14 protein-coding genes are annotated in these 25,447 nt (G+C 28.1%); 4 read left to right on the top strand and 10 right to left on the bottom strand.

Translation table 4 applies throughout. The features are described 5' to 3' along the window. Window positions 1–44: 44 nt before the first annotated feature. The 6 genes from NPA07_RS02335 to trpS all read right to left on the bottom strand — a co-directional run bounded on the left by NPA07_RS02335 (window position 45) and on the right by trpS (window position 7,332). Window positions 45–2,387: a class I tRNA ligase family protein gene (locus NPA07_RS02335; RefSeq protein ID WP_126117857.1), complete on the bottom strand. Its 2,343-nt coding sequence runs from the start codon at window positions 2,385–2,387 to the stop codon at window positions 45–47. A gap of 20 nt (window positions 2,388–2,407) precedes the next feature. Then, on the bottom strand, window positions 2,408–3,190 hold the full coding sequence (locus NPA07_RS02330) for an MPN527 family putative ECF transporter permease subunit (RefSeq protein WP_126117858.1): 783 nt from the start codon (window positions 3,188–3,190) through the stop codon (window positions 2,408–2,410). After that, window positions 3,177–3,803 (bottom strand): uracil phosphoribosyltransferase, encoded by a 627-nt coding sequence (gene upp, locus NPA07_RS02325; protein ID WP_126117859.1) that lies wholly within the window; start codon window positions 3,801–3,803, stop codon window positions 3,177–3,179. Before upp ends, NPA07_RS02330 begins: the two co-directional genes overlap by 14 nt. A 294-nt stretch (window positions 3,804–4,097) precedes the next feature. Beyond that, window positions 4,098–4,532 (bottom strand): MAG3450 family membrane protein, encoded by a 435-nt coding sequence (locus NPA07_RS02320; RefSeq protein ID WP_256553291.1) that lies wholly within the window; start codon window positions 4,530–4,532, stop codon window positions 4,098–4,100. Beyond that, entirely contained in the window at window positions 4,525–6,273 is a 1,749-nt protein-coding gene (thrS, locus tag NPA07_RS02315; protein ID WP_126117861.1) for a threonine--tRNA ligase, read from the bottom strand. The genes NPA07_RS02320 and thrS overlap by 8 nt, the downstream gene beginning before the upstream one ends. Before the next feature lie 57 nt (window positions 6,274–6,330). Then, a complete protein-coding gene (gene trpS, locus NPA07_RS02310) occupies window positions 6,331–7,332 on the bottom strand; it encodes a tryptophan--tRNA ligase (protein ID WP_126117862.1) in 1,002 nt (333 codons plus the stop codon). Between the two features lie 134 nt (window positions 7,333–7,466). On the opposite strand from trpS, the gene NPA07_RS02305 reads away from it, so the two are divergent. Continuing rightward, window positions 7,467–7,841, top strand: coding sequence for a PTS transporter subunit EIIB (locus NPA07_RS02305; RefSeq protein ID WP_126117863.1), 375 nt, complete (start codon window positions 7,467–7,469; stop codon window positions 7,839–7,841). 52 nt (window positions 7,842–7,893) lie between these two features. Here NPA07_RS02305 and NPA07_RS02300 read toward each other — a convergent pair whose 3' ends face one another. Further along, complete coding sequence (locus NPA07_RS02300) at window positions 7,894–9,081, bottom strand: phosphoglycerate kinase (RefSeq protein WP_126117864.1); 1,188 nt, start codon at window positions 9,079–9,081, stop codon at window positions 7,894–7,896. 234 nt (window positions 9,082–9,315) lie between these two features. Here NPA07_RS02300 and NPA07_RS02295 point away from each other — a divergent pair, with 234 nt between their 5' ends. Then, complete coding sequence (locus NPA07_RS02295; RefSeq protein ID WP_126117865.1) at window positions 9,316–10,413, top strand: N-acetylglucosamine-6-phosphate deacetylase; 1,098 nt, start codon at window positions 9,316–9,318, stop codon at window positions 10,411–10,413. 8 nt (window positions 10,414–10,421) lie between these two features. After that, window positions 10,422–11,159, top strand: coding sequence for a glucosamine-6-phosphate deaminase (nagB, locus tag NPA07_RS02290; RefSeq protein WP_126117866.1), 738 nt, complete (start codon window positions 10,422–10,424; stop codon window positions 11,157–11,159). Window positions 11,160–11,240: 81 nt separating this feature from the next. Here the strand turns inward: nagB and tpiA are convergent, their stop codons facing one another. Beyond that, the gene (gene tpiA, locus NPA07_RS02285) at window positions 11,241–11,999 is read right to left on the bottom strand and encodes a triose-phosphate isomerase (protein WP_126117867.1); all 759 of its coding nucleotides are present in this window, start codon (window positions 11,997–11,999) and stop codon (window positions 11,241–11,243) included. Window positions 12,000–12,093: 94 nt separating this feature from the next. After that, window positions 12,094–14,076: an NAD-dependent DNA ligase LigA gene (gene ligA, locus NPA07_RS02280; RefSeq protein ID WP_164535710.1), complete on the bottom strand. Its 1,983-nt coding sequence runs from the start codon at window positions 14,074–14,076 to the stop codon at window positions 12,094–12,096. 487 nt (window positions 14,077–14,563) lie between these two features. Between ligA and NPA07_RS02275 the strand changes: the two genes are divergently transcribed. Further along, window positions 14,564–15,679, top strand: a complete 1,116-nt coding sequence (locus NPA07_RS02275; RefSeq protein ID WP_126117869.1) for an MAG5150 family histidine triad lipoprotein — start codon at window positions 14,564–14,566, stop codon at window positions 15,677–15,679. Window positions 15,680–15,752: 73 nt separating this feature from the next. On the opposite strand, the gene NPA07_RS02270 is transcribed toward NPA07_RS02275, so the two are convergent. After that, window positions 15,753–25,427 carry a hypothetical protein gene (locus tag NPA07_RS02270; protein WP_126117870.1) on the bottom strand — a complete coding sequence of 3,225 codons (9,675 nt, stop codon included), beginning with the start codon at window positions 25,425–25,427 and terminating at the stop codon, window positions 15,753–15,755. Window positions 25,428–25,447 lie beyond the last annotated feature (20 nt).

Here is a 25,447-nt window from a genome sequence, read left to right as displayed (position 1 = left end):
ATTAAAAAAGTAATTAAATTTAGGACTTTTTTGGTACTAATTGATTATTTTGCTTTTGTTACAAGGTTAACAATCTTGTTAGGAACAAAAATTTCTTTAATAATATTTTGGTCTGCAAGTCATCTAGAACACTCACTCTTAGCTAATGAGAGTACATAATCTTTGTTATTGTTTGCGCAATTAACACAAATTTGATGTCTCATTTTACCATTAATTGTAACTCCATAGCTAACTTCATCACTTTCAAGAGCACTATTGTCTATTTTAAAATCCTTTAAGTTTTTAAGTTTAAAGAATTTATCACTTAATTCTCAAGCTAAATGTGGAATGAAAGGTTCTAAAATATTTAATAAAACATAGTACATTTCTTTAATTAGCAATGAATTCGTAATTTTATCATAAGCATTAAAAGTTTCCATAGTCCAAGCAATTAGAGTATTAAATGCATAATTATTTCTTCGATCATTAAATAGGCTTTCTTGCTTAAGAAGACCTTGATAAAGTTTTCTTCTTGCATTCTTTTCTTCACTACTTAACTCAAACATTTTGATATCACTAAGTTTGTCGCTTGCTTTAACCTCAATACTTCTTGCAATAAGTTTTTTAATAAATTTATGACAACCTTCAATGCCTGACGAAATTCACTCAAGTTCTTTTTCAGGTGGAGCAGCAAAAAGAATAAAAAGTCTCATTGTGTCTGCATCATATTTTTTAATCATTTCATCTGGACTAACTACATTACCCTTTGACTTTGACATTTTTAGCCCATCTTTAAGAACCATACCTTGTGTCAATAAATTACTAAAAGGTTCTCTAAAAGTTGTCATGTTTAAGTCAGCTAAAACTTTGGTAAAAAATCGTGCATAAAGTAAGTGCATAATAGCATGTTCAACACCACCAATATATTCATCAACAGTGTTTCAATAGTTCAATTTTGCTTTGTCAAAAATGTGGCTTTCTCTTTTTGCTGGTGGTGTTGTATATCTTAAAAAGTATCAACTTGACTCGAAGAATGTATCAAATGTATCAGTTTCTCTTGTTGCTTTATTATTACATTTTGGACACCTGGTAACTAATCATTTTGCATTAGATTTTAGTGGGTTACCACTGGTTGTAAAGTCAACCTTATATGGTAGAGTTACTGGTAACTTTTTCTCTTTTTCAGGCACTAAACCACATTTAGCACAATTAATCATTGGAATTGGTGATCCTCAATATCTTTGCCTACTAATTCCTCAATCCTGTAGGTTAATTTTGCTAGATTCTTCAATTTTGCTAAAGTTAACTTCAACATCTGCATAGTTTTTAATTTCAATATTATTAAATTTAGCAAATTCTTCGTGGCTTTTAACTTTATTAATATCAATAATTTGGCTTCTATTTCTTTCTCCAAGTGAACAAAAATCACTAACATAAATATTGTAAACTTGACTGTTTACTGGATTAATAATACTTAAAGGGAGTTCAAGAAATAACTTTTGCGAAAAGTCTTTTGAAACTGCTTTTGACTTAATTAAATTAATAGTTTCAATCTCTTGTTGACTTAGTTTATTTTGTTCAATTAGACTAGTAACAATATCATGGCTTGCACTAATAACAATAAAATTCATTGTTGCTAATATTTCTTTATCTTTTGTAAAGATATCTAAATAATCAAAGTGATTTTGTTGTTTATCAATAACATCAAATTTTGCTAAATAACCCGTTTCATAGCCAATTCAGTTTTTTTGCATCATTAAAACTTTATCAGGTCAATGACCTTTTAAAATTCCGAGATCATCTTGTAATTCTTTTGCATAATTGCGAATTTTTAAGTAGTATTGTTCCATTTCTTTTTGAACTACAACATCTCCACAACGTCAACATTTGCCATTTTCAACTTGTTCATTCGCTAAAACTGTTTGATCATTTTCACATCAATTAAGAAGTGCTTTTTTACGGTAAACTAAGCCTTTCTTTCACATTTTTAAAAATATAAGTTGTTCTCATTTGGTATAAATTTCATCTGCAGTAATACACTCATAATCTCAGGCAAATGAAATCCCTAAATCTTTTAATTTAGGATTCATTACTTTAATATTTTTATATGTTCAATCTTTTGGATGAATGCCATTTTTAATTGCAGCATTTTCGGCTGGAAGACCAAAAGCGTCTCAACCAAAAGGGTGTAAAACATTAAAACCCTTTCGACGATAATAACGAGCTAAAACATCACTAATTGCATAATTTCTAACATGACCCATATGAATATTTCCACTAGGATAAGGGAACATACTTAAAATATATTTTTTAGGTTTTTTAGTTGAATTTTCTGGCTCAAAATATTTGGCATCAATTCAATATTTTTGTCATTTCTTTTCAATTTTTCTTTGGTTGTAAGTTGACATAATAACTCCTTAAGCGTTATTTAATTATTTGTTATTTTTTTCTTTAATTTAGTAAAGCAAGCTCTAATAAATAAATTTTTAAGAAACTTTTGTTTACTTACTTCAAAATCAGCAATTTTTCATAATTTAATTTTAAGATTAAAGCTTAAAAATATGAAAATTAAGATTGAATTAAGACTAAGATTAATAATATTAAAAAGAGAAAAAAGGCTGCTTGTTGCTAAAAAATAATTATTAATATTTAAAAAAATTTTTTTAAAATCACCTCATCTTTTAATCAAACTTGATATTGTCGCAGGCTCATTATTAAGTAAGTTTAGTGCTTTAAAATATCAAGGCGTGATAATAAAAACATTAATAAAAGTTAATATTGTGCTTGTAAGTACAATCGCAATTGATAGGTTAACAAGATAAATAGCAACTTGCTTTTTGTATGTGTTTTGAAAAATAATTTTGCTTAATAAATTATTAAAAATATAAAAGGTGAATACAAATGTTGTTTGTGCTATTGCTAGAGTAAAGTGACCTAATAAACCAACAGCATCATATCCACTTGTACCATACGAAGGACCAATTAAGGCTAAAAATATAATTATAATTAATGCTGACCAAGGTGCAACAAACATCGCTGCAAAAAGAATAATAACTATTGAAAAGTCGAATTTCAAAAATGGTGCTAGCGGAAATCTAGCAAAACTAGAGCAGACTACATTAACAACAATTGCAAGTGCTAATAAAATTCCACTTGTAACAATTTTAAAAACTATATTCTTGCCATAATAGATATTTTTATTTTGTTCCAAAAATACGATCTCCTGCATCCCCTAAACCAGGTTCAATATATCTTTGTTCATTAAGTTTTTTGTCAAGTGAAGCTAAATAAATTTCAAAATCTTTGCCAAAAGCTTTTTCAACAGCTTTAACACCTTCGCTAACTCCTACTAGACAAACAAGATGAACATTAGTAAAACCGTCTTCTTTTAGTTTTCTAATTGCATCAACAGCACTGCCACCAGTTGCTAACATTGGATCAACAACAAAAACATAACTATCTTTTTTAACTTCAGGCATTTTGTAAAAGTACTCATGTGCTTTATGTGTTACTTCATCACGATAAAGTCCAATGTGTCCAACTCTTGCCTCAGGCATTAATTCAAGCAAACCATCAAGCATACCGAGACCAGCTCTTAAAATTGGCACAATAACAATTTCTTTGTCAAATGTTGCACCAATATATTCTTGATTTAACGGTGTAATAATCTTACGTGGTTTAGTTTTATAGTTTCTTAAAACTTCATAAACCATCAATGAAGCAATCTCATTTAAATTTCTTCTAAAACGTGAATGATTAGCTTCTCTATCTCTCATATTGGTAAGTTTAATTGCTATAAGTGGGTGATCTAAAACTTTTAACATTTTTTACTCCTTTAATATTAGTCTTAATAATAATACTATATATTAAAAATTTTGTTTGAATATTCAAAAAATAATATAAATATTAAAAAATTAATTTGACCAAAAAAATAATGAAATTCAAAAGTGTATTAATCAGTCTTATTTTATAGGTTAATAAATTCATTTATTAAAGCCTAAAAACATAAAATATTTGAAAATTATAAAAGTGAAGTGTTGTTAGTAATGAAGCTTCACTTTTATAATTTTCAAATTCAATACTCCTTTTAACTCACATATTCATAAATTCCACCTCTACTATTTATTACTTTCATCAACTTTCTTTTGAACTCTATCTTCAATTTTACCAATTATAAAATTAATTAATAGTGTCACTGAAACAACTATTCCAATTGAAGCACCCATCCGCCCATAAATGTTAAAGTTTGATATATATGAAGTTAAAATTACTCATAAAATGATGCATAGAAGAGGTATATTTATGTTAAAACTTCTTAAATTTAGGATCTTAAAATAATAAAATAATATATTTAGACCAAGAGCCAAAAAAAAGTAAATTAAAATAACACTAATACAAATTGCTAAATTTGTAACCTTTTGATTGTTAAAATCATTAGTTGCAAATAGTCATCAAACAAAGGGAAATAAAACACAAAAAAGCAATGTAAAAAATACATTGACTAGTGGTCTTCATGTTTTAACTTCTCTTTTTTCTTTTGATTTATTACTCATAATTATTTCTTAGTTTGCTCAACATACTAATAAATTCATCTACTGAAACATTTTTGGTTTCTTCCTTACCATATTCACGGTATGAAACAGTGTTGTTTTTTTCTTCATTAGCACCCAAAATAAGTTGGAATTTTGACTTAGACATTTGAGCTTCACGAATTTTTTTGTTTAATCGCTCATCGCGATCATCAATCTTAACTCTGATATTGCAATTTCATAATCTATTAAATACACTTCTTGAATATGCTAAATTATCTTCTAAATTAACTGGAATAATTGTTACTTGTTTTGGTGCAAGTCAAAATGGTAAATTTCCTTTTGTTTGTTCAAGTAAAATAGCAACAAAACGCTCATATGTACCAATCAAGCCACGATGAATCATAACGGGTCTCTCTTCTTTTCCGTTTGAGCCAACATATGTAATATTAAAGTTTTTAGGTTGCAAGAAATCAAGTTGAATGGTTGATACTGTAACTTCATGACCTAGTGCAGTATTAATTTGAATGTCTATTTTAGGACCATAAAATGCAGCTTCTCCAATGACAGTTTCATATTTAACACCCATATCATCAAGAGCTTTCTTAAGCATTTTCTCAGCACTATTTCACATCTTGTCATCATTAAAGTATTTTTCTTTATCACTTTTGTCACGGAGTGAAAGTGAAATATAACTTATATCAATTTTGAAGATATGTAACATTTCTTCAATTAATTGATACATGCTTTTAATTTCTTGCTCAATTTGATCTTTTCTAACGAATAAGTGCCCTTCGGTTAGAAGCATTCCCCTAACACGCTCAAGTCCAGTTAGTGCACCTGATTTTTCATAGCGGTATAGTTGGCTTTGTTCTGAATATCTAATTGGTAGGTCTCGATATGATCTTTTTTCAAGGTTGTAGCAGACAATGTGATGAGGACAAGTCATTGGACGAGCTATCAATCTTTCATTTTCAACTACTATTGGTGCAAACATATCTTCTTTATAATGCGCTAAGTGACCACTTGTTTTATATAGATCTTCTGAACCAAAATGAGGAGTAAGAACCTCAGTAAAGCCATATTTACGATCCATTTTTAAAACTAGGTTTCTAATTTCATTGTGAATGTACATTCCATCTTCTAACCAAATTGGCAAACCTTGACCGCAAAGAGAGTTAAATGCAAAAATCTTCATTTCTTTACCAATTTTTCTATGATCTCTTTCCTTACGATCAGCCAAAATAGCAAGATAATTTTCAAGTTGTTCTTTTGAGTCTCAACTTGTTCCATAAATTCTAGTAAGTTGAATATTGTTGCTATTTCCTCTTCAATAAGCTCCTGCAATGCTTAAAAGTTTAAAGTTTTTAATAACTTTTGTACTTTCTATATGACCACCAGCACATAAATCCTTAAAAACAATTTCCTTATTAAGTGGATCTTGAAGAGCATAAAAAGTTACTTTTTTGCCTTGTTGTTTTAGTTCATCATATAACTCTTTTTTGTATGGTTTATTAGTAAAGTCATAATCTTTTTCTGAAATTTGAATTGTTACAAGATTTCTATTTGCTAACTTTTTCATTAATTTTTCAATTTTACCTAAATCATTTACGCTCAAAGGTTCCTTAAATTCAAAATCATAATAAAAACCTTCATCAGTTGCTGGCCCAAATCCTAATTTAACTTCTGGATAAAGTTTTTCAACGGCAGCACCTAAAAGATGACTAGTTGTATGATTTAATAACTTGTCTGCTTGAATTTTCATAATATACCTTCTTTTTTCTAAAATAACTGTTTTATAGGATTTTTAGTAAAAACAATTTTACCTGAAACCCATTTTTTTCATTAAATCTTCAACAATAGGCTGGCAAATTTCTTGTGCTTTTTTAGCACCATCATAAACTACTTTATCAACCATTTTTGTAGCTTTTTGATAATTTGCTTGAATTTTAATTAATTCATCTTTAACTACTTGTGCAACAGTGCTTTTAAATTCTGCATAATTGCTATTTTTAAATTCTGCTTCTGCCTCAGTTAGAGACTTGTTGGTTAAAGAAGCATAAATATTTAATAAGTTTAGTACGCCAGGTTTATCTTTTGAAATATAAACTTTATTCTCGCTGTCAGTAACACTTTTTAAAATTTTCTTATAAGCATCCTCTGGTTTGTCATGAAGATAAATAGTTGACTTGGTACTTTTATCACTCTTTGACATCTTTTTAGTTGGATCACTTAAGGACATAATTCTTGCACCAACAGGTGGAATAATCCCTTCAACTAATTTAAAGTTTGTCTTATAGTCTCGGTTTAATCTTTCTGCAATAGTTCGTGCTAATTCTAAATGTTGCTTTTGGTCTTCTCCAATTGGCACAAAATCAGGGTTGTAAATTAATATGTCAGCTGCCATTAAAACCGGATACATTAGCAAACCTGCTGGAATCTTTTCTGTTCCATTTGACTGTTTTGCTAGCTTTTGACTCTTATCCTTAAACTGGGTCATTCTATTTAGCTCTCCAATTGATATTTCAGTAGTCATTAATCACTGAGCTAGTGCATGTTCAACAACATCACTTTGGTAAAATATTGTGCTTTTTTTAGGGTCTAGTCCACATGCTAAATACATTGCAACTATTTCTCTTCGAGCTTTATATAACTCACTTGGGTCTACGTAGCCAGTTGTTAATGCATGTAAGTCAGCCACAAAATAGTATGCTTCATCATAATTTTCTTGCAATTTAACAAAGTTTCTTAATGCACCAATATAGTTTCCTAATGTTAAGTCGCCAGTTGGTTTAATTCCACTTAATAATCTTTTTCTACTCATAACTACCTCTTTTTAAGCTAAATTACTATTATTTATTTTACAACAAATTTATATTTATCTTTGTAAAAGATAATAGGCGCAAAATTAACTCTTATATTAATTTTCTTTTGTTTTTTATCTTGTATAATAAATTTATGAGTAAAAAAGATAAATTCTTAGTTGTTCTCTTAACAATAGTAACCTTTGGTTTTTGTTGAGTTTATTGACGCACAAGAAACAGGAAGGAACTTAAATTAAAAAGAGAAGGAACCAATATTAAACTACCTTCAAATATTAAGATTGTAGAATTAGTTGACAATCTTGGAGGTAAAGAAAATATTGAAGAAGTAAGTGCAAGTATTTCAAATATTAAGGTTCTAATTAAAAATAAATCACTAGTTAAAATGGAAGAGTTACAAAGCACAAAATTTATAACAGGTATTATGATTAGCACCAATAAAATTTCACTTGTTGTTGGTGATTATGCACGTAAACTTGCAATTGAATTGAATGAATATTTAGATAAATAAAAATGCGTTAAGCACTATAAAACAGGGCTTTACGCATTTTTTATTAATTGAACTATTTCTTGTCTTGAATAGCTTCTACACCTGGAAGTGGAATACCTTGTAAGAATTCAAGGCTTGCTCCACCACCTGTTGAAACATGAGAGAATTTGTCTTCCATTTTCAATTTTTGAACAGCGGCAACTGAGTCACCACCACCTACGATTGAGTAGCAACCTTTTAGAGCAGCAACTGCTTTAGCAACTGCAAGTGTACCATTTTTGTAGTTTTCAAATTCTGTAACACCCATAGGTCCGTTTCAAACAACTGTCTTAGCACCCTCAATAGCTTTTGTAAATAATTCAATTGTTTTAGGTCCTAAATCAAGCGACATATATTCATCACTAATACCAACATTTATAATTGTTGGAGCTACATCAGCAAATTCTGTTGAACAAGCGTGGTCAAGAGGTAAAAGAATTTTGTCGCCATATTTTTTAAGAAATTCTGTTGCAAATGGAATAAATTCTTCTTCTAATAAACTTTTACCAATTGAATGCCCTTGGCTTTTTAGAAATGTATAAGCCATTCCACCACCAATAATCATTTTGTCTACAAGTGGAATTAAGTTTTCTAAAACTTTAATTTTGTCGCTAACCTTTGCACCACCAATAATTGCTACATAAGGTTTTTTAGGTTTGTCAATAGCTTTTGTTAGTGCATTAACTTCTTTTTCCATTAAGTAACCAACTGCGTTTTCTTTAATATTTGATGCAATACCAACATTTGATGCATGTGCTCTATGTGCTGTACCAAAAGCATCATTAATGAAAACATCACCTAAGTCAGCTCAGTATTTTCCTAAAACTGGATTATTTTTACTTTCTGCTTTTTCGTTTAGGTCTTCATAACGTGTATTTTGAACCAAAATTACATCACCTGGTTGCATATTAGCAATTGCTTTTTCTAATTCTGCACCTCTGGTTGAGTCAACAAATAAAACTGGTTTCTTAAGTAATCTAGCCAATTCATTTGAAACTGGTAATAGGTTGTTCTTAACTTTATCTTCCTCAGTTTTAACACGACCAAGGTGTGAGAATAAAATTAATTTACCTTTTTCTTTAATTACTTTTTCAATTGTAGGCAAAGCAGCTACAATTCTCTTGTTTGATGTAATAACACCTTCTTTAATAGGCACGTTAAAGTCAACTCTCATTAAAACTTTTTTGCCTTTTAAAACTAAATCGTCAATGGTTTTTTTCATGTAAAATAACTCCTAATTAATTAAACATATATAAATATTATAAACAATTTAAATGTTGATTGATTATATAAATGAAAGCCTTTAAATTTTTTTGTGAGAATAAAACCTTATAGGAATTTAATTACAAATTATTTTTGCTTTTGTGAAATTAATTTACTAAATGATTGATAAATTAATCTTGCAAAAATAGAAGTAATATAATTAAATTACTAACTTAAATTAATGAGGTTTAATATGATTATTAAAGATGTTCTTATTGCTAATTATGATAATGTTATTGATTGTGCTGACATTGAATTTGATGAATTTATTACCAAAATAACTCCAAAAAAAGGAATTGCCAAATATCTTTTAGTTCCTGGTTTTATTGACACACATATTCATGGTTTTATGGGTGATGATGTTATGGACAGTCCAGAAGCACTAAAAAGAATAGCTCACAATTTGGCACTAAGGGGTGTTACGAGCTTTATGCCTACTGCAATGACTGCAAGTTGAGATGAATTAAATAGGTCACTAACTCATATGAATCTTCAATTTAATAATGGTGCTAAAAATATTGGAATACATATTGAAGGACCTTTTATAGGTGAAGCCAAAAAGGGTGCTCACAAAAGTGAGTGATTAAGAAAAGCAACAAAATCTGATATTGAAACACTAGTTAAGAGTTCAAACAATTTTTTGAGAAAAATTAGTTTTGATCCTCTAATGTTTGATAAAAAACTTGTTCATGAACTGCAAAAACATAATATTCAGGCTTCAATTGGACACACTATTGCTGGTTTTGAAATAGCTGCTGAATATTTTAAATCAGGTGTTAATTGTATTTGTCATCTTTGAAATGCTATGACTGGTTTTGACTCTCGTAATCCTGGACTAGTTCAAGCCGCAGTTCAGTATCCTGTTTATAGTGAAATTATCGCTGACTTACATCATATATGTGAAAGAACACTAGATCAAACTTTATATATGTTAGATGAGGATCATATTATGTGTATTAGTGATGCAATTAGACCTGCATATGGCCCTGATGGTAAATGTTATTCAGGCGGTGTTGCTATTGAGAAAAAAGGTAATATTATTTACCTTGAAGGCACAAAAACTATTGCAGGTAGTGCAATTTGCTTACATGATGCTTTTCTTAATTTATTAATAATGAAGCACAGTTTAAAAAATGTTGTAAAGTGAACATCATATAATGCAGCTGTTGCTTATAAATTAAAAAAAGTTGCTTATATTTCAGAAGGTTATTATGCTGATTTTGTTCTGTTAGATTGCAAAAATTTGAGCAAAATTATGACCGTTTATATTAATGGTAAAAAGATAGAATAAGGACAATTATGAAAGTTTTTATAGAAAAAAATGAAAAAGATGTTGCTCTTAAAGCATATAGTTTAATTAGCAAACAATTAAGTAGCAAAGCAGATTCGCGAATTTGTTTTGCTACTGGTTCAACACCAATTGAACTTTACAAGTTGTTAATTGAAAATTATAAAAGTGGAAAAATTGACTTTAGTCAAGTGATTAGTTTCAATCTGGATGAATATCTTGGATTAGATATCAAAAGCGAACATTCATACCATTATTTTATGGATCATAATTTGTTTAATCATATTAACATAAAACGCGAAAATATTAACTTTCCTGATATTAAAAAGTACGAAAGAGATTATAAAAATGGTAGTTATGAAAAAATAATAAAAGATTTTGGGGGTATTGATTTTACAATTTTAGGTATTGGCGAAAATGGACACATTGCTTTCAATGAACCCGAAAGCAAACAAGATGATATCACTAGAGTTGTTGATTTAACTCAAAGTACAATCAATGCAAACAAAAGATTTTTTACTTGTGAGAGTGATGTTCCTCGTAAAGCTGTTACTATGGGAATTGGTACAATTCTTAAAAGTAAGCAAATTATACTTTTGGCTACTGGACCTAAAAAAGCACAAGCCATCTTTGATACCTTACTTAAACCTATTAGTCAAGATTGCCCTGCCAGTTTTTTACAAAGTCATGATAATGTGACAATAATTATTGATGAAGAATCAGCAAAATTGATAAGAGATAAATTTTAGTAATTTCTCAAATAAGTCTATAAAACAGGTTTTTTTGTAAAAATGAATAATAAAAATTAGTCCAACTGAAAGGACTAATTTTTAGTTTCCTAATGTAATGAGCTTAATAAACGAATCAACATTTAAACTTGCTCCGCCAACCAAAAAACCATTAATATCTTTTTGTTTAGCTAATTCAGCAATGTTGCTTGGGCTTACACTTCCGCCATATTGAACAACCAATTTGTCGCTTGTGATTGAGTGAATGAATTCACAAACATCTTGTGCAATTTCAGGGGTAGCAACTTTTCCTGTACCAATAGCTCAAATTGGTTCATAAGCAACAATTATTTTTGAATAATCTAAGCCACTTAAACTTTCTTCAATTTGTTTTCTAACAACTTCCTTAGTTTCACCTTTTTCATATTGTTCAAAACTTTCTCCAACACAGATAACAGGTGTAATGTTATAGTTTAAAGCTTGTTTGGCTTTTAAATTAACTAAATTATTGCTTTCGTTGTGATTTTGTCTTCTTTCAGAGTGACCTAAAATTACATAACTAACATTTAGATCTTGAAGCATTGTTGCACTAATGTCACCTGTAAAAGCACCATTATTATTTTGACTCACATCTTGTGCACTTAACTTAAGTTCTTTAACTTTATTAATTTGATATGCTGATAAGTTTGCATGTGGTAATGCAATTGCAAAATCATTTGATTGGCTAATTGCAAAAGCTTCCTTATTATTTTTCTTTAATTTTTTATATTCTTCTTTGAAAGATAAAAGAAAGTCCATTGTTTCTGTAAAATTCTTATTCATCTTTCAATTTCCAATAACTACATATTTTCTTGAATTCATAATAACTCCTTGATTAATTTTTAAAATTATATTAAAGTTATAAATAAAAATATTTAATAGATTTACAAAATTTAAAAAATATATGAAAATGATGCTACTTTAAAAGTTGGTTAAATTCATCTTCATTAATTATTTTAATATTTAGTTTCTTTGCTTTATCTAATTTACTTCCTGCATCATCACCTGCTAAAAGGTATGAAGTCTTGGCAGAAACAGATGAAGAAACTTTGCCACCATTTGTTTCAATTAAGTCTATATAATAATCGCGTGCATTGTTTAGCTTACCTGTAATAACGAAAGATAAATTAGTTAACTTTTCACTATTAATTTGTGTATTTTTCTGATATTTAAACAAGTTATCAAATTTAAGTAATAAATCGATGTTTTCTTGTTTATTTAAATATTCCTTTAGACTTTCTATTATTTTAGGACCTATATTATTTATAGTTGATATTTTTTCCAAAGTGTCTTTTTCATAGATTAATTGGGAAAAATTGCTATACTGCTTAGATATTAATTTTGCTGCTCTCTCACCGATGTGTTTAATGCCTAATGCAAATAGGATTTTACTAAAAGTTGACTCTTTTGCTTTTTCAATGTTGTTCAATAAATTATTAACCTTTTGATCGGCATAGCGTTCTAGTTTAAGTAGTTCTTCCTTATGTAAATGTAGATTAAAAATATCTTCAATATTTTTAACTAAATTATTTTTATACAAGTCCTTAACTGTTGAAAGTCCTAAACCTACAATATTAAGTGACTTTCTTGAAGCAAAGTGATAAATTGAATTAATTATCATTTCTGCACATTGATTGTTAATACAAAATTGGTCAACATTATTCTCAATTTCAATTAACTTACTATTGCAACAAGGACAATTTTGAACTTTCTCGAAAGTGTCACCTGAGCGTTTTTTTACCAATGATAAAACTTTTGGAATAATTTCGCCTGCTTTAACAATTTGAACCTGGTCGCCAATATTAATGTTTAAGTCCTTAATAAAATTAAAATTGTGTAATGTGGCTGCTCTTACAATTGTTTGATTTAATTCAACCGGCTCCAAATTAGCTATATATGTTATTTTCCCAGTTCTTCCAACTGTTGTTTTTATATCTTTGATAATACTTGTGGCTGTTTCAACTTCATATTTAAAAGCGATTGAGTGTTTAGGAAATTTAGCTGTTCTACCCATTTTATCTCAGTATCTTAAATCATTTAATTTAATAACTAAACCGTCTGCATCATAATCAAGTTTATCTTTTATTTCTGCAAACGAACTAATCGCTTCTTCTAATTCTTCAACCTCAACTAATTTAAAAAGCGGGTTTGTAGGAATGCCTAAACTAATTAAAAAATTTATTGCTTCTTCTTGTGTCTTGATATTATGACTGTGTGGATCAACTAACTCATAAAGAAAAGCTGAAAGATTTCTTTGCTTAACAATTGTTGCATCGAGTTGTCTTAATGTACCACTGGCTGCATTTCTTGGATTAGCAAAAGGTTTTTCTCCAGCACTTATTAATTGACTATTTAGCCTATTAAACTGAGCTTTTGGTAAAAATATTTCGCCTCTTACTTCTAATTCAGCATCATAGTTAATAAATTTTGGAATCGATTTAATTTGATAAATATTTTCACTTACATCCTCGCCTTCTTGCCCATCGCCTCTAGTTAATGCTTGGCTTAAGAAACCATTTTTATAATGTAGTGAAATCGAAAGACCATCAATTTTTGGCTCCACTGAAAAATTAATATTTTCAATTGGTACAATCTTTTCAATGTTAGATACAAACTTTTCAATCTCGGCATACTCATATGCTTTTGAAAGTGAAAGCATAGGTTTTTTGTGAACCACCTTTTTAAATTTATTGTCCGCAAAAGAACCTAATATTAAACTCGGGCTACCAGCATAAATATATTGTGGATATTTTTTTTCTAATTCTTCTAATTCGAGCAGTGTCTTATCATATTCAAGATCACTGACAGAGGGATTATTATCTTGATAATATTCTTTATTTCACTTATTTAATTTATCTCTTAACTCAACAATTTTATTTTTGATCTCGCTTTTATTCATAATCTTCCTTATATTATTAATAGTGAGTTAATTATAATAAAAAAACAGGCGGTTAGCCTGCATTATTAATAATATTGATATAAACACAAAAGTACAGATGAAAGTGTTTAAATTTGTAAAGACCTTAAATAAAAAATAATTATGAAAATTATTTAAAGCTAACAAGTACGATACGAAAATTGAATAGAAAGGGATAATTTAATAATGATAACTAGAAATATTAAATTCTGTACTTTAACTTATTTTAATTTGTCTTATTTTGTTTATTAGTCACAAATGAGAGAACTTAATTTATTTTACAGTGCAAATTTGTCTAGAAAAATGAAGAAGAGATAAAAAAACAAAAATGCACTGGCAGCCTTTCTCAAAGCTGCAACTATATAATAGCACAACACCAGTAAACTTTACCTTTTTTATGCTTTTTTATCTGCTTAATATATAATAAATATATAAAAATGGTAATTTTTTGTGTAGAAATAGGTCTTTTATGAAAATTAATTACAAAAAAAAACTAAAAATATATTACCCTTTTGTTGCCTTAACAACTTGTTTACCTATGGGTATAAGTGCAAGTTGTGTCACTTCAACACAACAAGATAAAGTCGTAAAAAATACTCATATTGTTAGTGAAATTAAAGAATATTTATCCTTACTTGAAGATTCTAAAAAAAATCTTGCTTTTGCTTATAGCGACAGAGTTCTATATGATAAATCACTAGATTTAACAGGTTCAGCCAACAAGGATAATATAGTTAAAATTTGCGAAATGATGGATATTATTTTAGGCAGTAATTTTACTAAAATTGTTGTTAGGGATAGCAAAGAACTAAATTCATTAATGAAAGAATTTAGTTCTAAAATTACTAACCATATAAATGATTTAACCTTCTTTTCAAATCAAACTCAAAATAGAAATTTTTTTGACTTCTTCGAAAAATTACACTATTTAGCTCACGATGTTAACTCTCAAATTTTTAATAATTCAAGAAGGTTAGATTCTTTTCTTGATGAAGAAAATGAAAACACAAGGAGTGTTTTTTATAAAATAATTATAAATATTGAGCAAAATAAACAGATTAAAGACGAAAATTGAGAAAGTGTTATTACTAGAGAATATAAGGCAATTTCAAATGTTATAGCAAACTTGAGCAAAGGTGCTTGGAAACCAAAAGGGAAGCAATATTTAGTAGCAACTTATGGAACTCAGGATCCTAAAACTGGCCACAATCACTCCCATGCAATTGGTAATATGATTTATGAGTTATTCAATGTTCTATTAACCTTAAAAGATGAAATTAGTAACAACTTTAATAGTGATTCATCTAAAATAGACGAATTTTTAAAGGATGTAACTGATTCTGAAAAAAAACAACTTAAAATACTGTGAGATAGTGTTAAGTTAAATTTCGGCAACCTTATTAACAAAATTCAAAATAATGAATTTATCGAGGCTGGATTTAAATACGCTAATGATGCAAGACTATGATGTCAAAAATTAACTGATAAATTGAAAGCGTTAACTTCTAGAACAATTGGAGAAGCAAAAATTAAGGATATATTTACTGCAGTTAATCTCGCAGATGGTTCTAAACCAATTGAATAATTAATCTATCAAATAGCCATATTAGGAAAATTGCAAATAAAATACTTGCATGTGTGCAAGTATTTTAAATTTATTAAATATCGGCTTTAGTATCATTCAAGTAGAAACGATAATTACTTGTTCTTGTTTTATAATAATCATATTTATTCTTATCATCAAATATTGCAATGCTAAATGTTATGTGAGGCTTTTGATCGTCTGTTTTACCTGTTTCATTCGCTTTACCAGATCAACAAGTGTTAGGACTATTATTAATTGTATTTAATGAATTGTTTATTTCTTTTACAATTGTTTTGGCGCCCTCTTCTTTATTGTTGGCACTGCTCATTCTTGAATTAATGTAATAAATTAAAGATTCATATTTTGTTTTAGCATCTCTTGTAATAACATGTTTCTTATAAACATCAAACGAATCAATATTCAAACAATATGTATATGGCGAATTATTAGCTCTAGAATATTTAGATTCAAGAACATATTTTAATGTGCTCATCATATCAACATAATTATTATTGTTATTTTTTGAGAAATGATATTTAAATATAGGGAAATAATATTGGTGAAGAATACCTTTATTTCTTGTTATGTTATATCACATATGATTATTTTCAGAATACAATGTATCAGCCATAAATTGCATGTTTTCAGCAACAAATTCGATATGTTGAGATTTATAGCGTTTGTCATATGCATATCCTGGGCTAGGAATGTAACTTACATATTTTTCATCTTTATAGTAACTATATAACATTTGCATTCTGTAACTATATCTAAAATCAGTTGATGGAAGAATTATTGTAGTTTTTTGACCTTTTGCTTCTGGGAACTTTGTTTCATCTCTTAATAATGGAATTACAACTTGTTGAGCAAACAATTCACCATCCGGAATAATAACTTTGTTAAAGTTAAATAATTCTCCAAACTTTGCAACACCACTGTAACTTAATTCCTTTGTAATTGCGTCATCTTTATTAAATTTAGCAACTTTAGCTTTGTCACTAATACCTTCACCTCTATTTCAGTCAAATACATATTTAGCAACTTTAATATTAGAACTATTCGCAGTAAATTCCTTAACATAATTCAATGCTGTAAAATCTAATGTTTGAGTTTTTGCATCAAATATGTATGACCATAATTGTGAGTTATCACTAGACGAGAATATAGCATTTTTGTCATTTAAGTGATCGCTTACATACTTAGCAAAACCACCCACAATCATAATTGTTCTATAACCATTATTATAATTATGATTTGTCTTATTGTATGCAAGCATATTTTCATCCAGACTCATATCATAACCTAAGAATTTTTGGTCATCTCATGTTGCTTTGTTAGTTGCTGTTCTAAATCTAGACCCTGATGCATCCTTACCTAAATCATAGAACAATGTGTTCATAATACCTGAGTGCTTAATATATCTAGCAAGTGCAACATTACCAAATGTATCAGCATGTTTGTAGATAGTTTCAATGTTTGCATATGCACGATATTTGTTTATTTTGTCCTCTTCACTACTGTGTGAAATTTGACCTAATAAGTTACCGTTAGCATCAATGAAATATTTATTGTAGTTATCTACTAATAAACTGTTTTCTCTTGCAGTATTTGATGTATTCAATTTTTCATAGAAATATTTATCTAATAAATCTTGATACTTTTTGTCTTTTGTATCAATTGAATTCTTAATTTCATTAATGGCTTTTAATGAACCTTTGCCTGAGTTCTCAATAAATAGTTTATATTCTTTGAAATTCTTGGTTTTAACCATTTCAACTTTGTATCTAGCTTCATAGTAAAACTCAATTAATTTCTTAAGTTCTTCAAACTTACCTTTTTCAATTTCTTCTTTAATATCTTTGTAATCTTTAGCAAGATCTTCAAGATATTTAACTAATTCCTTGACCTTTTCAATTTCAACACTCTGTGGGTTTGGGTTAAATTTATTATCAAATGATGATTGAGAATATTTAGTATTCTTTAGTTCATTTAATTTGTCAATTACATATTTATTAACAACAATGTTTTCTTTAGGGTCATTGTCAAGCAATCACTTCATAACCTCTGCAACTAATTCATTAGAACTAAGTGCATTAAGTTCATTATATTTACTTGTTGTTTGTGTTCTAAATTCAAAGTATGCTAATAAGGTTTTATCTTTAATTGTTTGGTCTTTTGATTTTACTAATTCTTCTGTTTTAAAGGCTTTTTCGTTCTTATTAATAGTTTCATTTATTGAATTTATTTTATTAGTAATTGATGTTAAGTTTGAACTTGTAAATTTAATGCTTGAATTGCTATATATTGTTTTAAGTGCTTCTAATTCTTTGACAAATTCTTTTAATTTTTCAATATTAGCTTTGTCAATCTCAATTAACTTATCGTTAATTTTTTTATTGTTATCTGCACTAATTTCTTCAATTCTTTTTATTTCGCCTTGATATCAATCTGCATTTTCAGGTACATTTCCATTAGTAAGTTTTTCTTGCTTCTTAGATTCATAATTATTTAATAATTGTTCAATTGAAATATTACCAGCATTAAGTTGTTGAACTTCTGCTTTAAATTGTTTGTAAGCAGCAACTTCTCCATAACCACCAACTTGATTATTATATGACTTTTCGATAGTCATAATTAATGATTCAAATTTAGCTGCTACTTCAACATATTTAAGATATTTGCTTACTTTTGTTAATTCAGCATCAATAGTTCATTTATCAACTATTGCTTTATGTTTAGTTGTAAGATCATCAATGTCAACATTTGAATCTTTAACATTTTGCAAAGTGAAATTACTAATCTCAGTTTTGAATTCGTTGTATTTAGAATCTAATTTTTGTTTTAGTTTTGTATTCGATACTTTAGTTAAATTAATTTGATGTCAGTTAAATAAATCGTTGTAAGCAAATAGTTTACTTTCAATAAATTCAAATACTTTTTTATCCTTTTCAGGAGTAGATGAATATTTATTTTTAAGTTCAGTTAATTTTGTTTGATTTTCAGTGGTTAAACCATTGCTATTAATACTATTTTTTAATGTATCAATTTCACTAATTGCAGTTGTTAAGTAATTTTTGAAATTACTTAGGTTATTTCCAATTGCTTTCTTAAATTCATCACTTTGAGTTGAATAGCTTTCTAGTTTAGTCTTATCAATTTCAAGTTTTGATTTTAATTCATTTAAATCAACAACTGCTTGAATTGACACAGAAGCATTTTTGAGAGCTTCTTTAGCTTTTTCTTTTGCTTCTTTTAATTTTTTAATTGTTTCTTCAAGATCTGTTTTAGATTTGGTGTCTATTACATTCTTTGTATTATTGTCGTATTCTTCTTTTGCATCTTTATAAATTTTTAATGCTTTTTCTTCATCACTATTAAGACTAGAAGTCTTCTTCTTTTCTTCTAGGCTCTTAACTTGATCTTCAATTTCTTTTGCAAGATTTACAACTTCTTCTTTTTTACTATTTCATTCTGTTTCATATGCGACAATTTTGCTTTCATAATCTTGCTTCATTTTTTTAGCTTGTTGGATTAGTTTATCTAACTCTTCAACAGTCTTTTCATTATTATCATTTGTAACTCTAACTTTATATGCATTAGACTCATCATTATTTAATGTTGAGTCAATTTTGTTTGTGATTGCAGTACCAATTGAGTTGTTATCATCTCTAATTTTTTCAAGTTCTGCTTTAATGTCAGCATATTTTGTATTTGTTATTTTCTCTTCTAGTTTTGTTTTCGTATCGTTGTATGTGTTTTTAAGTTCATCGATTTTTTCATTAAACTTCTTGTTGATTTTTTCTAACAATTTTGCTTTTAATTCATTTATTGAACTTAGTTTATCTTCGGCAGTTTTTAAGTGTGGAAGAATTGATTTTAATTCTTGTACACCACTATTTGCTTTATTCAATAATTCTGTTGTTAATAATGCATCGTATTCGGCTTTTTCAGTTGAAAATTCAGGATTGTTAGTTAATACTTCCTTGATTTTTTCTCATTCAGTTTTCTTAACTTCTGCAATTATCTCTTCTAATTTTGCAGTTAAATCTGAATCATATTTGCTTATTTCATTGATAACTTTTGTATATTGACCACTTGCTGACTTTTGCTCTTTTAACATAGTTAATGTCATTTTTTTGAAATGAGCGTCTAGATCATTTTGTGCATCGCTTACCAATTGTTTTGTTAATGGTAATTTAATATCTGCATCTAAATAAGCAGCATACTCAACTATTTTTGTATAGTTTGTAGCTAATTCATTTAATAATGTTTCTCTTTGTGTTTTGTGTTCTTCAAATTTATTATTTAGTTCAGTAAGCTTAGATTGAATTTTTTCGTAGTCGGTTCTAAATTCTTTTAAGTCTTTTTCAGTATCTAAATCATTTGAATATTTAGCAATAATTGTATCTAGTTCAGCAATAAATTCCTTATGCATTACTGTTGTAATTTCAGTATATAAATCTGCATAAATTGAACTTGCTTGAATTTCAGTTAATTTATCTCTATACTTTTTAACCTCATCACTAATTTGTTTAGATTTTTCTGTATTAACTTGATTTACAGTTGTTTTACCTAATTCATTTGAATTTTTAACACTTGTAAGAGCATCTTTTAGAGCACTTAGATCTTTGTTGTTGTCATCTACTAATTTTTGATATTGATCTAAATTTTGATTCTTATATGTATTGATTGCTGTATCATAATTACTTGATTGATTAACACCATCTTTATCATTATTCTTTTGAGTAATTGATGTAACTTTATTATTAGCTGTATCAATAGCATTCTTTAAGTCTGTTCTATATTTAGTTGCTACTTCATCTTTATAGTTATTCAAGTTTGTTTGATAACTAAGAATTGTACCTTTAATTGCTTCAATTTCAGCACTTGTTTTTGTTTCTCATTGAGCTTGATCTATTTTGCTAAATGTGTTAGTGTGATAGTTAATTATTGAAGTAATTGATGAATGTGCTGCATCAACATAATTTGGATGATCAGTTGGCAATGTTTTAGCTTCTTGAAGTAATTTATTCATTAAATCAGTTAATTCACTAATTGAACTTGTACGTGAGTTCTTAAATTCTTCTTTTTTACGTTTAATTTCTTCAAGTTTAGCTTGTGCTTCGGTAATTTTTCTACTTACTTGGTCAACACCTTGACCTTTTGTATGCTCTGGCGATGTACCAGCTTCTTTTATTGAAGAAAATAGTTCTTTTGATGCTTCATATAACTGCTTAATTTCTTCTTTTTGAGCAGGTGACATTCAAGAGTCATCTTCAGCTTTTTCAGTTTCAATTTCTTCACTAAGCGTTTTAGCTTTGGCACTAATTTCTTGTGTTTTTGCTTTAATCAAGTCTTCTAATTGCTTAATTAATTCTCTTGAAGTTGTTAAACCTAACTTTAATTGTTCAAGATTGTCACTAGAAACGTTGTTCTCAATCTTGTTTAACTTGCTTGTATAATCAGTTGGTAATGTTAAGTTTGTTGAATTATCTTGAATGTATTTGCCTAGTTTCTTGATTTTTGCAATGTTTTCATATAATTCTTGTTTAACTTTTGTCTTGTAATTTTTAATTCATTCTTCAAGAGCTTTAATAGCTGCTTCCGCTTCATTAATTGCTGTTGTTATTTCTTGATTTGACTTAGATGAAATCGCACTTAAAATTTCATTATTTTTTTCTGTTGTGGCATTTTTAATTGGAAGTACTTCTGTGTTAAAGTTTGGATATGTAGTTGAATTCAATCCAAGAATTTCTAACTCTTCATTTAAAACTTTAATTTTAGTTATATTATTTGTACTTTCAATCTTGGCTCTTTCAACAACAGTTTCACGATCATCTTTTACTTGTTTTAATGACTGATAAAGTTGACTTATCTTTTCCTTAACATCGCTAACTTCTTTTTGGCTCTTTTTCTTTAAGTCATCTTTGCTTAATTTAGAAATTGCATCAGCATCGCTATGAGCTGTTGTATTGGCTTCAAGACTATTAATTTGTGCTTCATAATAAATTTTCGAATCTAATGTTGCCAGTTCTTGTTTAAGCGTATTATATTCTTCAAGTTTAGTCTTAATTTCATTTTGCACACTAACTAAATTTTGGGTTCTAATTTCCTCAATTTTACTAATTAAAGTATCTGCATATGTTGTATTGTGTTCAATTGCCTCTTTGTCACTAGAAGTTAAAAGTGCTTTCATTGCATCTAAAACTTCTTGTAGAGATTTTTCAGACTCTGTTGAAGTTGCCTTATCTTTATATTGAATCTTGTTATTAGACATCAAGTTTGTGTAATAACTATCATCAATATTGTCTAGGTTTTTTCTCTCTTTAATATGATTTTCAACTTTTTCAATTGCACTTTTTAGTTTTTCAATTGATGCAGATAAAACATCGGCAGTTGAAAGATAATTTTGGTACTTAGTATTTAACTTCTCATTAAGTTCTTTAAGTTTTGTTAAATTAACTTCTTCAATTTTTGTTGCATCAATTTCTGATTTAACTTCTTGGAGAGTTGTTTTTAAATCATCAATATTTGATGCACTTGGATGTTCATTAATATACTTTTCAATTTTTGCAACTGTAGCTTCAAGAGTTGTTTTAGCTAAGTCTCAATTTGACTCATATGTGCTTACTTTTGTTTCAATATCAGTTAATGATTTCTTAATTTTTACAAGTAATGCTTTTGTATTTGAAACAGCATATTGGTCCTTGTGAGTTGATGCTGTTACATATTTGTTTGCTTCTTCATATGTTGAATTAGCACCAAAAAAGTCATCAAGTGGTAATTCACTATCTTGATACTTACCTTTACCGAGTTTAGAAACTTCTTCTTTCTTGTAGTCTTTTTTATTCTTTTCTAATTTCTTGAACTCTTCTTCAAATTTTTTAGAAAATTCGTCAAATTCCTTCTTGCTTGTTTCATCATACTTGTCATTAAACTCAGTAAGTTTCTTAACTAATGCTCTAAGATCATTAATTTCATGACTTTGTTTGTTAAGTTCAGTATTAATTTCTGTAAGATATGTTTCAATTAATTGTTTTGTTTGTGGATAAATGTCAACAAGTTCAGCTGAACTAACTTCCGCATATTTTCTTTCAATTATTGCTTTGTAAAGACTAGCTTTATCTAGAAGCGAATTTTTGTAACTTTCTGTTGCTAACTTAGTTGCTTCTTCTATTTTTTTAGCTTGCTCTCTAATTTGGTTAAGTTTAGCTTTATCTAATTCCAATGCTTTTGCTTCATTAATTGCAGACTCGAATGCTTTGTAGAATTGATCAACAGATGTATAACCATCTTCAGTAATCATTGTCATCAATGCTTCTGCTTTTGTTAGGTTTTGGCTAAAGTTATTTTTTGCCTCTTCTCTTCTTGTTTTTGCATCAGCTAAATTATCAGCAACAAATTTATTTGCTTCTTTAATTTGTTGCTTATAAATAGCTAATATTTTTTCATAAAATACACGATAAATATTTTCTTGTTTATCGTCCATGCTTTTTGCGTGTTTTTCATGAATTGCATTAATAACATTATTTGCTTTTAAGATTATGTTTAGTGCTTCATTGTAATGATCATCTAATAAGAAGTAATTAGTAAAATCTGCATTTTGTTTTGCTAAAAATTCATTAGCATATTCTTCAGCAAATTTTAGATCTCATTTAACATTTGTTCCATATGTAGGATTCTTTTTACTTAAATTAAGATCAAATTCATAAAGCTTATTTATTAATTGATAACAAGCATCAATTTCAATTGTGCTTGCATTTGTTAATGCTGTTAAATTAGAAGCAATATATTCTTTATATATTTCTGTATTTTCATATTTTGATTTAATAGAAGATGCAATTGTTCTATAACTACCTTCACGGGCTGTTGTGATAGCAGTTTTTTGACCTTCAACATATGTGTTTAGGTCAATTAATGATGAATTAATAACTTTTGTGCCAATTGATGTTGTTTTTGCGCTAAATTGATTAACAAATTCTAAAACTTTAGCTTTAACTTCTTCTAATTTGTTTTTTGAATCTGTATAATAGCTCAATCCTTCATCAAGAATTTCAATCAATTCATTTGCTTTTGTTAAATTACCTTCAAATGTAGCTTTGTGTTTATTTTTGTCTTTTTCCAAATCGTTATATTTTGCTTCAAAACCAGGATTATTTAAAATTGCTTTAAACAGGTCAATTTGAGCTTGTACATTTTCTTTTGATGTTGTAGTATCATCAATCTTATTAGAATGATAATTTATAATATTTTCAATTGAATCTTTCTCAAAAGATAGTTTTTTAGCTTGTTCTTTTAATGCATTATATTTTGTCTCTAAGGCTGTTTTATAGACTATTAGGTCAGAAGATAAAGAGTTACTTGCTGTTGAAATTTCACTAGGTTTAATAGTGTCAATTGTTTGCGATGATTTTAAAAGTTGTTCAAGTTTCTCAATTTTAGTTAATATATCAGCTTCGCTAAGTGATGAATCAGGTGTTGCCCTTCTCGATTTAATGTCAGCAATTAAATAATCATATTCACTTGAGTTGAATGTTGCATTTTGTGCTTTCCTTTGTTCACTCTTTAAAATATTTGTTAATGCTTCTGTTAATGAAGTTTTAGCTTCGTTTATTTTTTCTTTCTCACTTATAATCTCATGAATATTGTTTGAAGATAATTTTGCTTTTGCTTCATTTATTTTTTCAACTGTTTCATTAATAGGTGTTTGATATGCAACTTCACCTGCATATTTATCCTTTAATGCTTCAGTTTTATTGATATCTTGTTCCAAATCAATCTTGTTTTTAGCAAGAAGATCAGCTTCATATTTTTCACCAAGTTGTTCATAGTTATCTAATGCTGATTTTGTTGTATCATTCAAAATCGCATCAATTTCTGCAATATGAGTTGTTATTGAAGTTAATGTGTTTTCATACTTATCTATAAATGGAACTAATGCTTCATTTTTAGCATCTGTTGTCTCATTTTTTAAGAGTATATATTTTTCCCTAAGTTCATTTAGTCTTTGTCTTGCTTGTTCTTCTGTATTTGTTGTAGATTGATTAACTAAATCACTTAGTTTAAATTCAAACACTTTTTCTTGGTTGTTAAATGATTTTTTCGCCTGTTTTATAGTGTTATTGGCAAAAGTGTCATTTGATACTAAACCATTTAGAACAAAAGTTACTCTCACAATTTCTTGATTGTTAGATTGTGCAACTAAATATTCCTTGAAACTTACAGATAATGAACTTGGCACTTTTGTAAAAATGAAATGTTTTTCTCGTTCAATAAATTTTCGCAATTCATTTGGGTTGTTCTTTGGAATTGCATCAAGATATGCCATCATCTTTCTTTTACTGTCAAATTGCCTTGAACCTTTTACAATAATTTTCTCTTCTTCAAATTTTTTAAAACCTGTTACAGGAACAATCCTTGATAACATCTTACCTGTTTTCTTATTTGTTACTTCAATCTTGTAATATGCTGTTGAAGTAAAATCATTTGACCCTTCTAATGGAAGCACATTAATTTCATAATCTGAGTTCGTATCGTACTTAACATTTGTAACTTTGGCCTCAGAAGCATAAATTTTCTCAACATCCTTACCTTCAATTTTTAGACTATTAAGAAATTGCTCATCACTCGTCTTTTTAGTATTTTGTGCTTTTATGGCAATAATGGTTAAAAGTATTGAGCCAGTCAGTGCTGCTGTTGCAATTGCTCAACCTAGTACTTTTTTTGCCTTTACCGATCTGGTTGACATAAATTTCCCTCCTAAACAAA

The organism is Mycoplasmopsis caviae (assembly GCF_024498215.1).
Lineage (GTDB): Bacteria > Bacillota_I > Bacilli_A > Mycoplasmatales > Metamycoplasmataceae > Mycoplasmopsis > Mycoplasmopsis caviae.
This window is presented reverse-complemented; position numbering and strand designations above follow the sequence as displayed.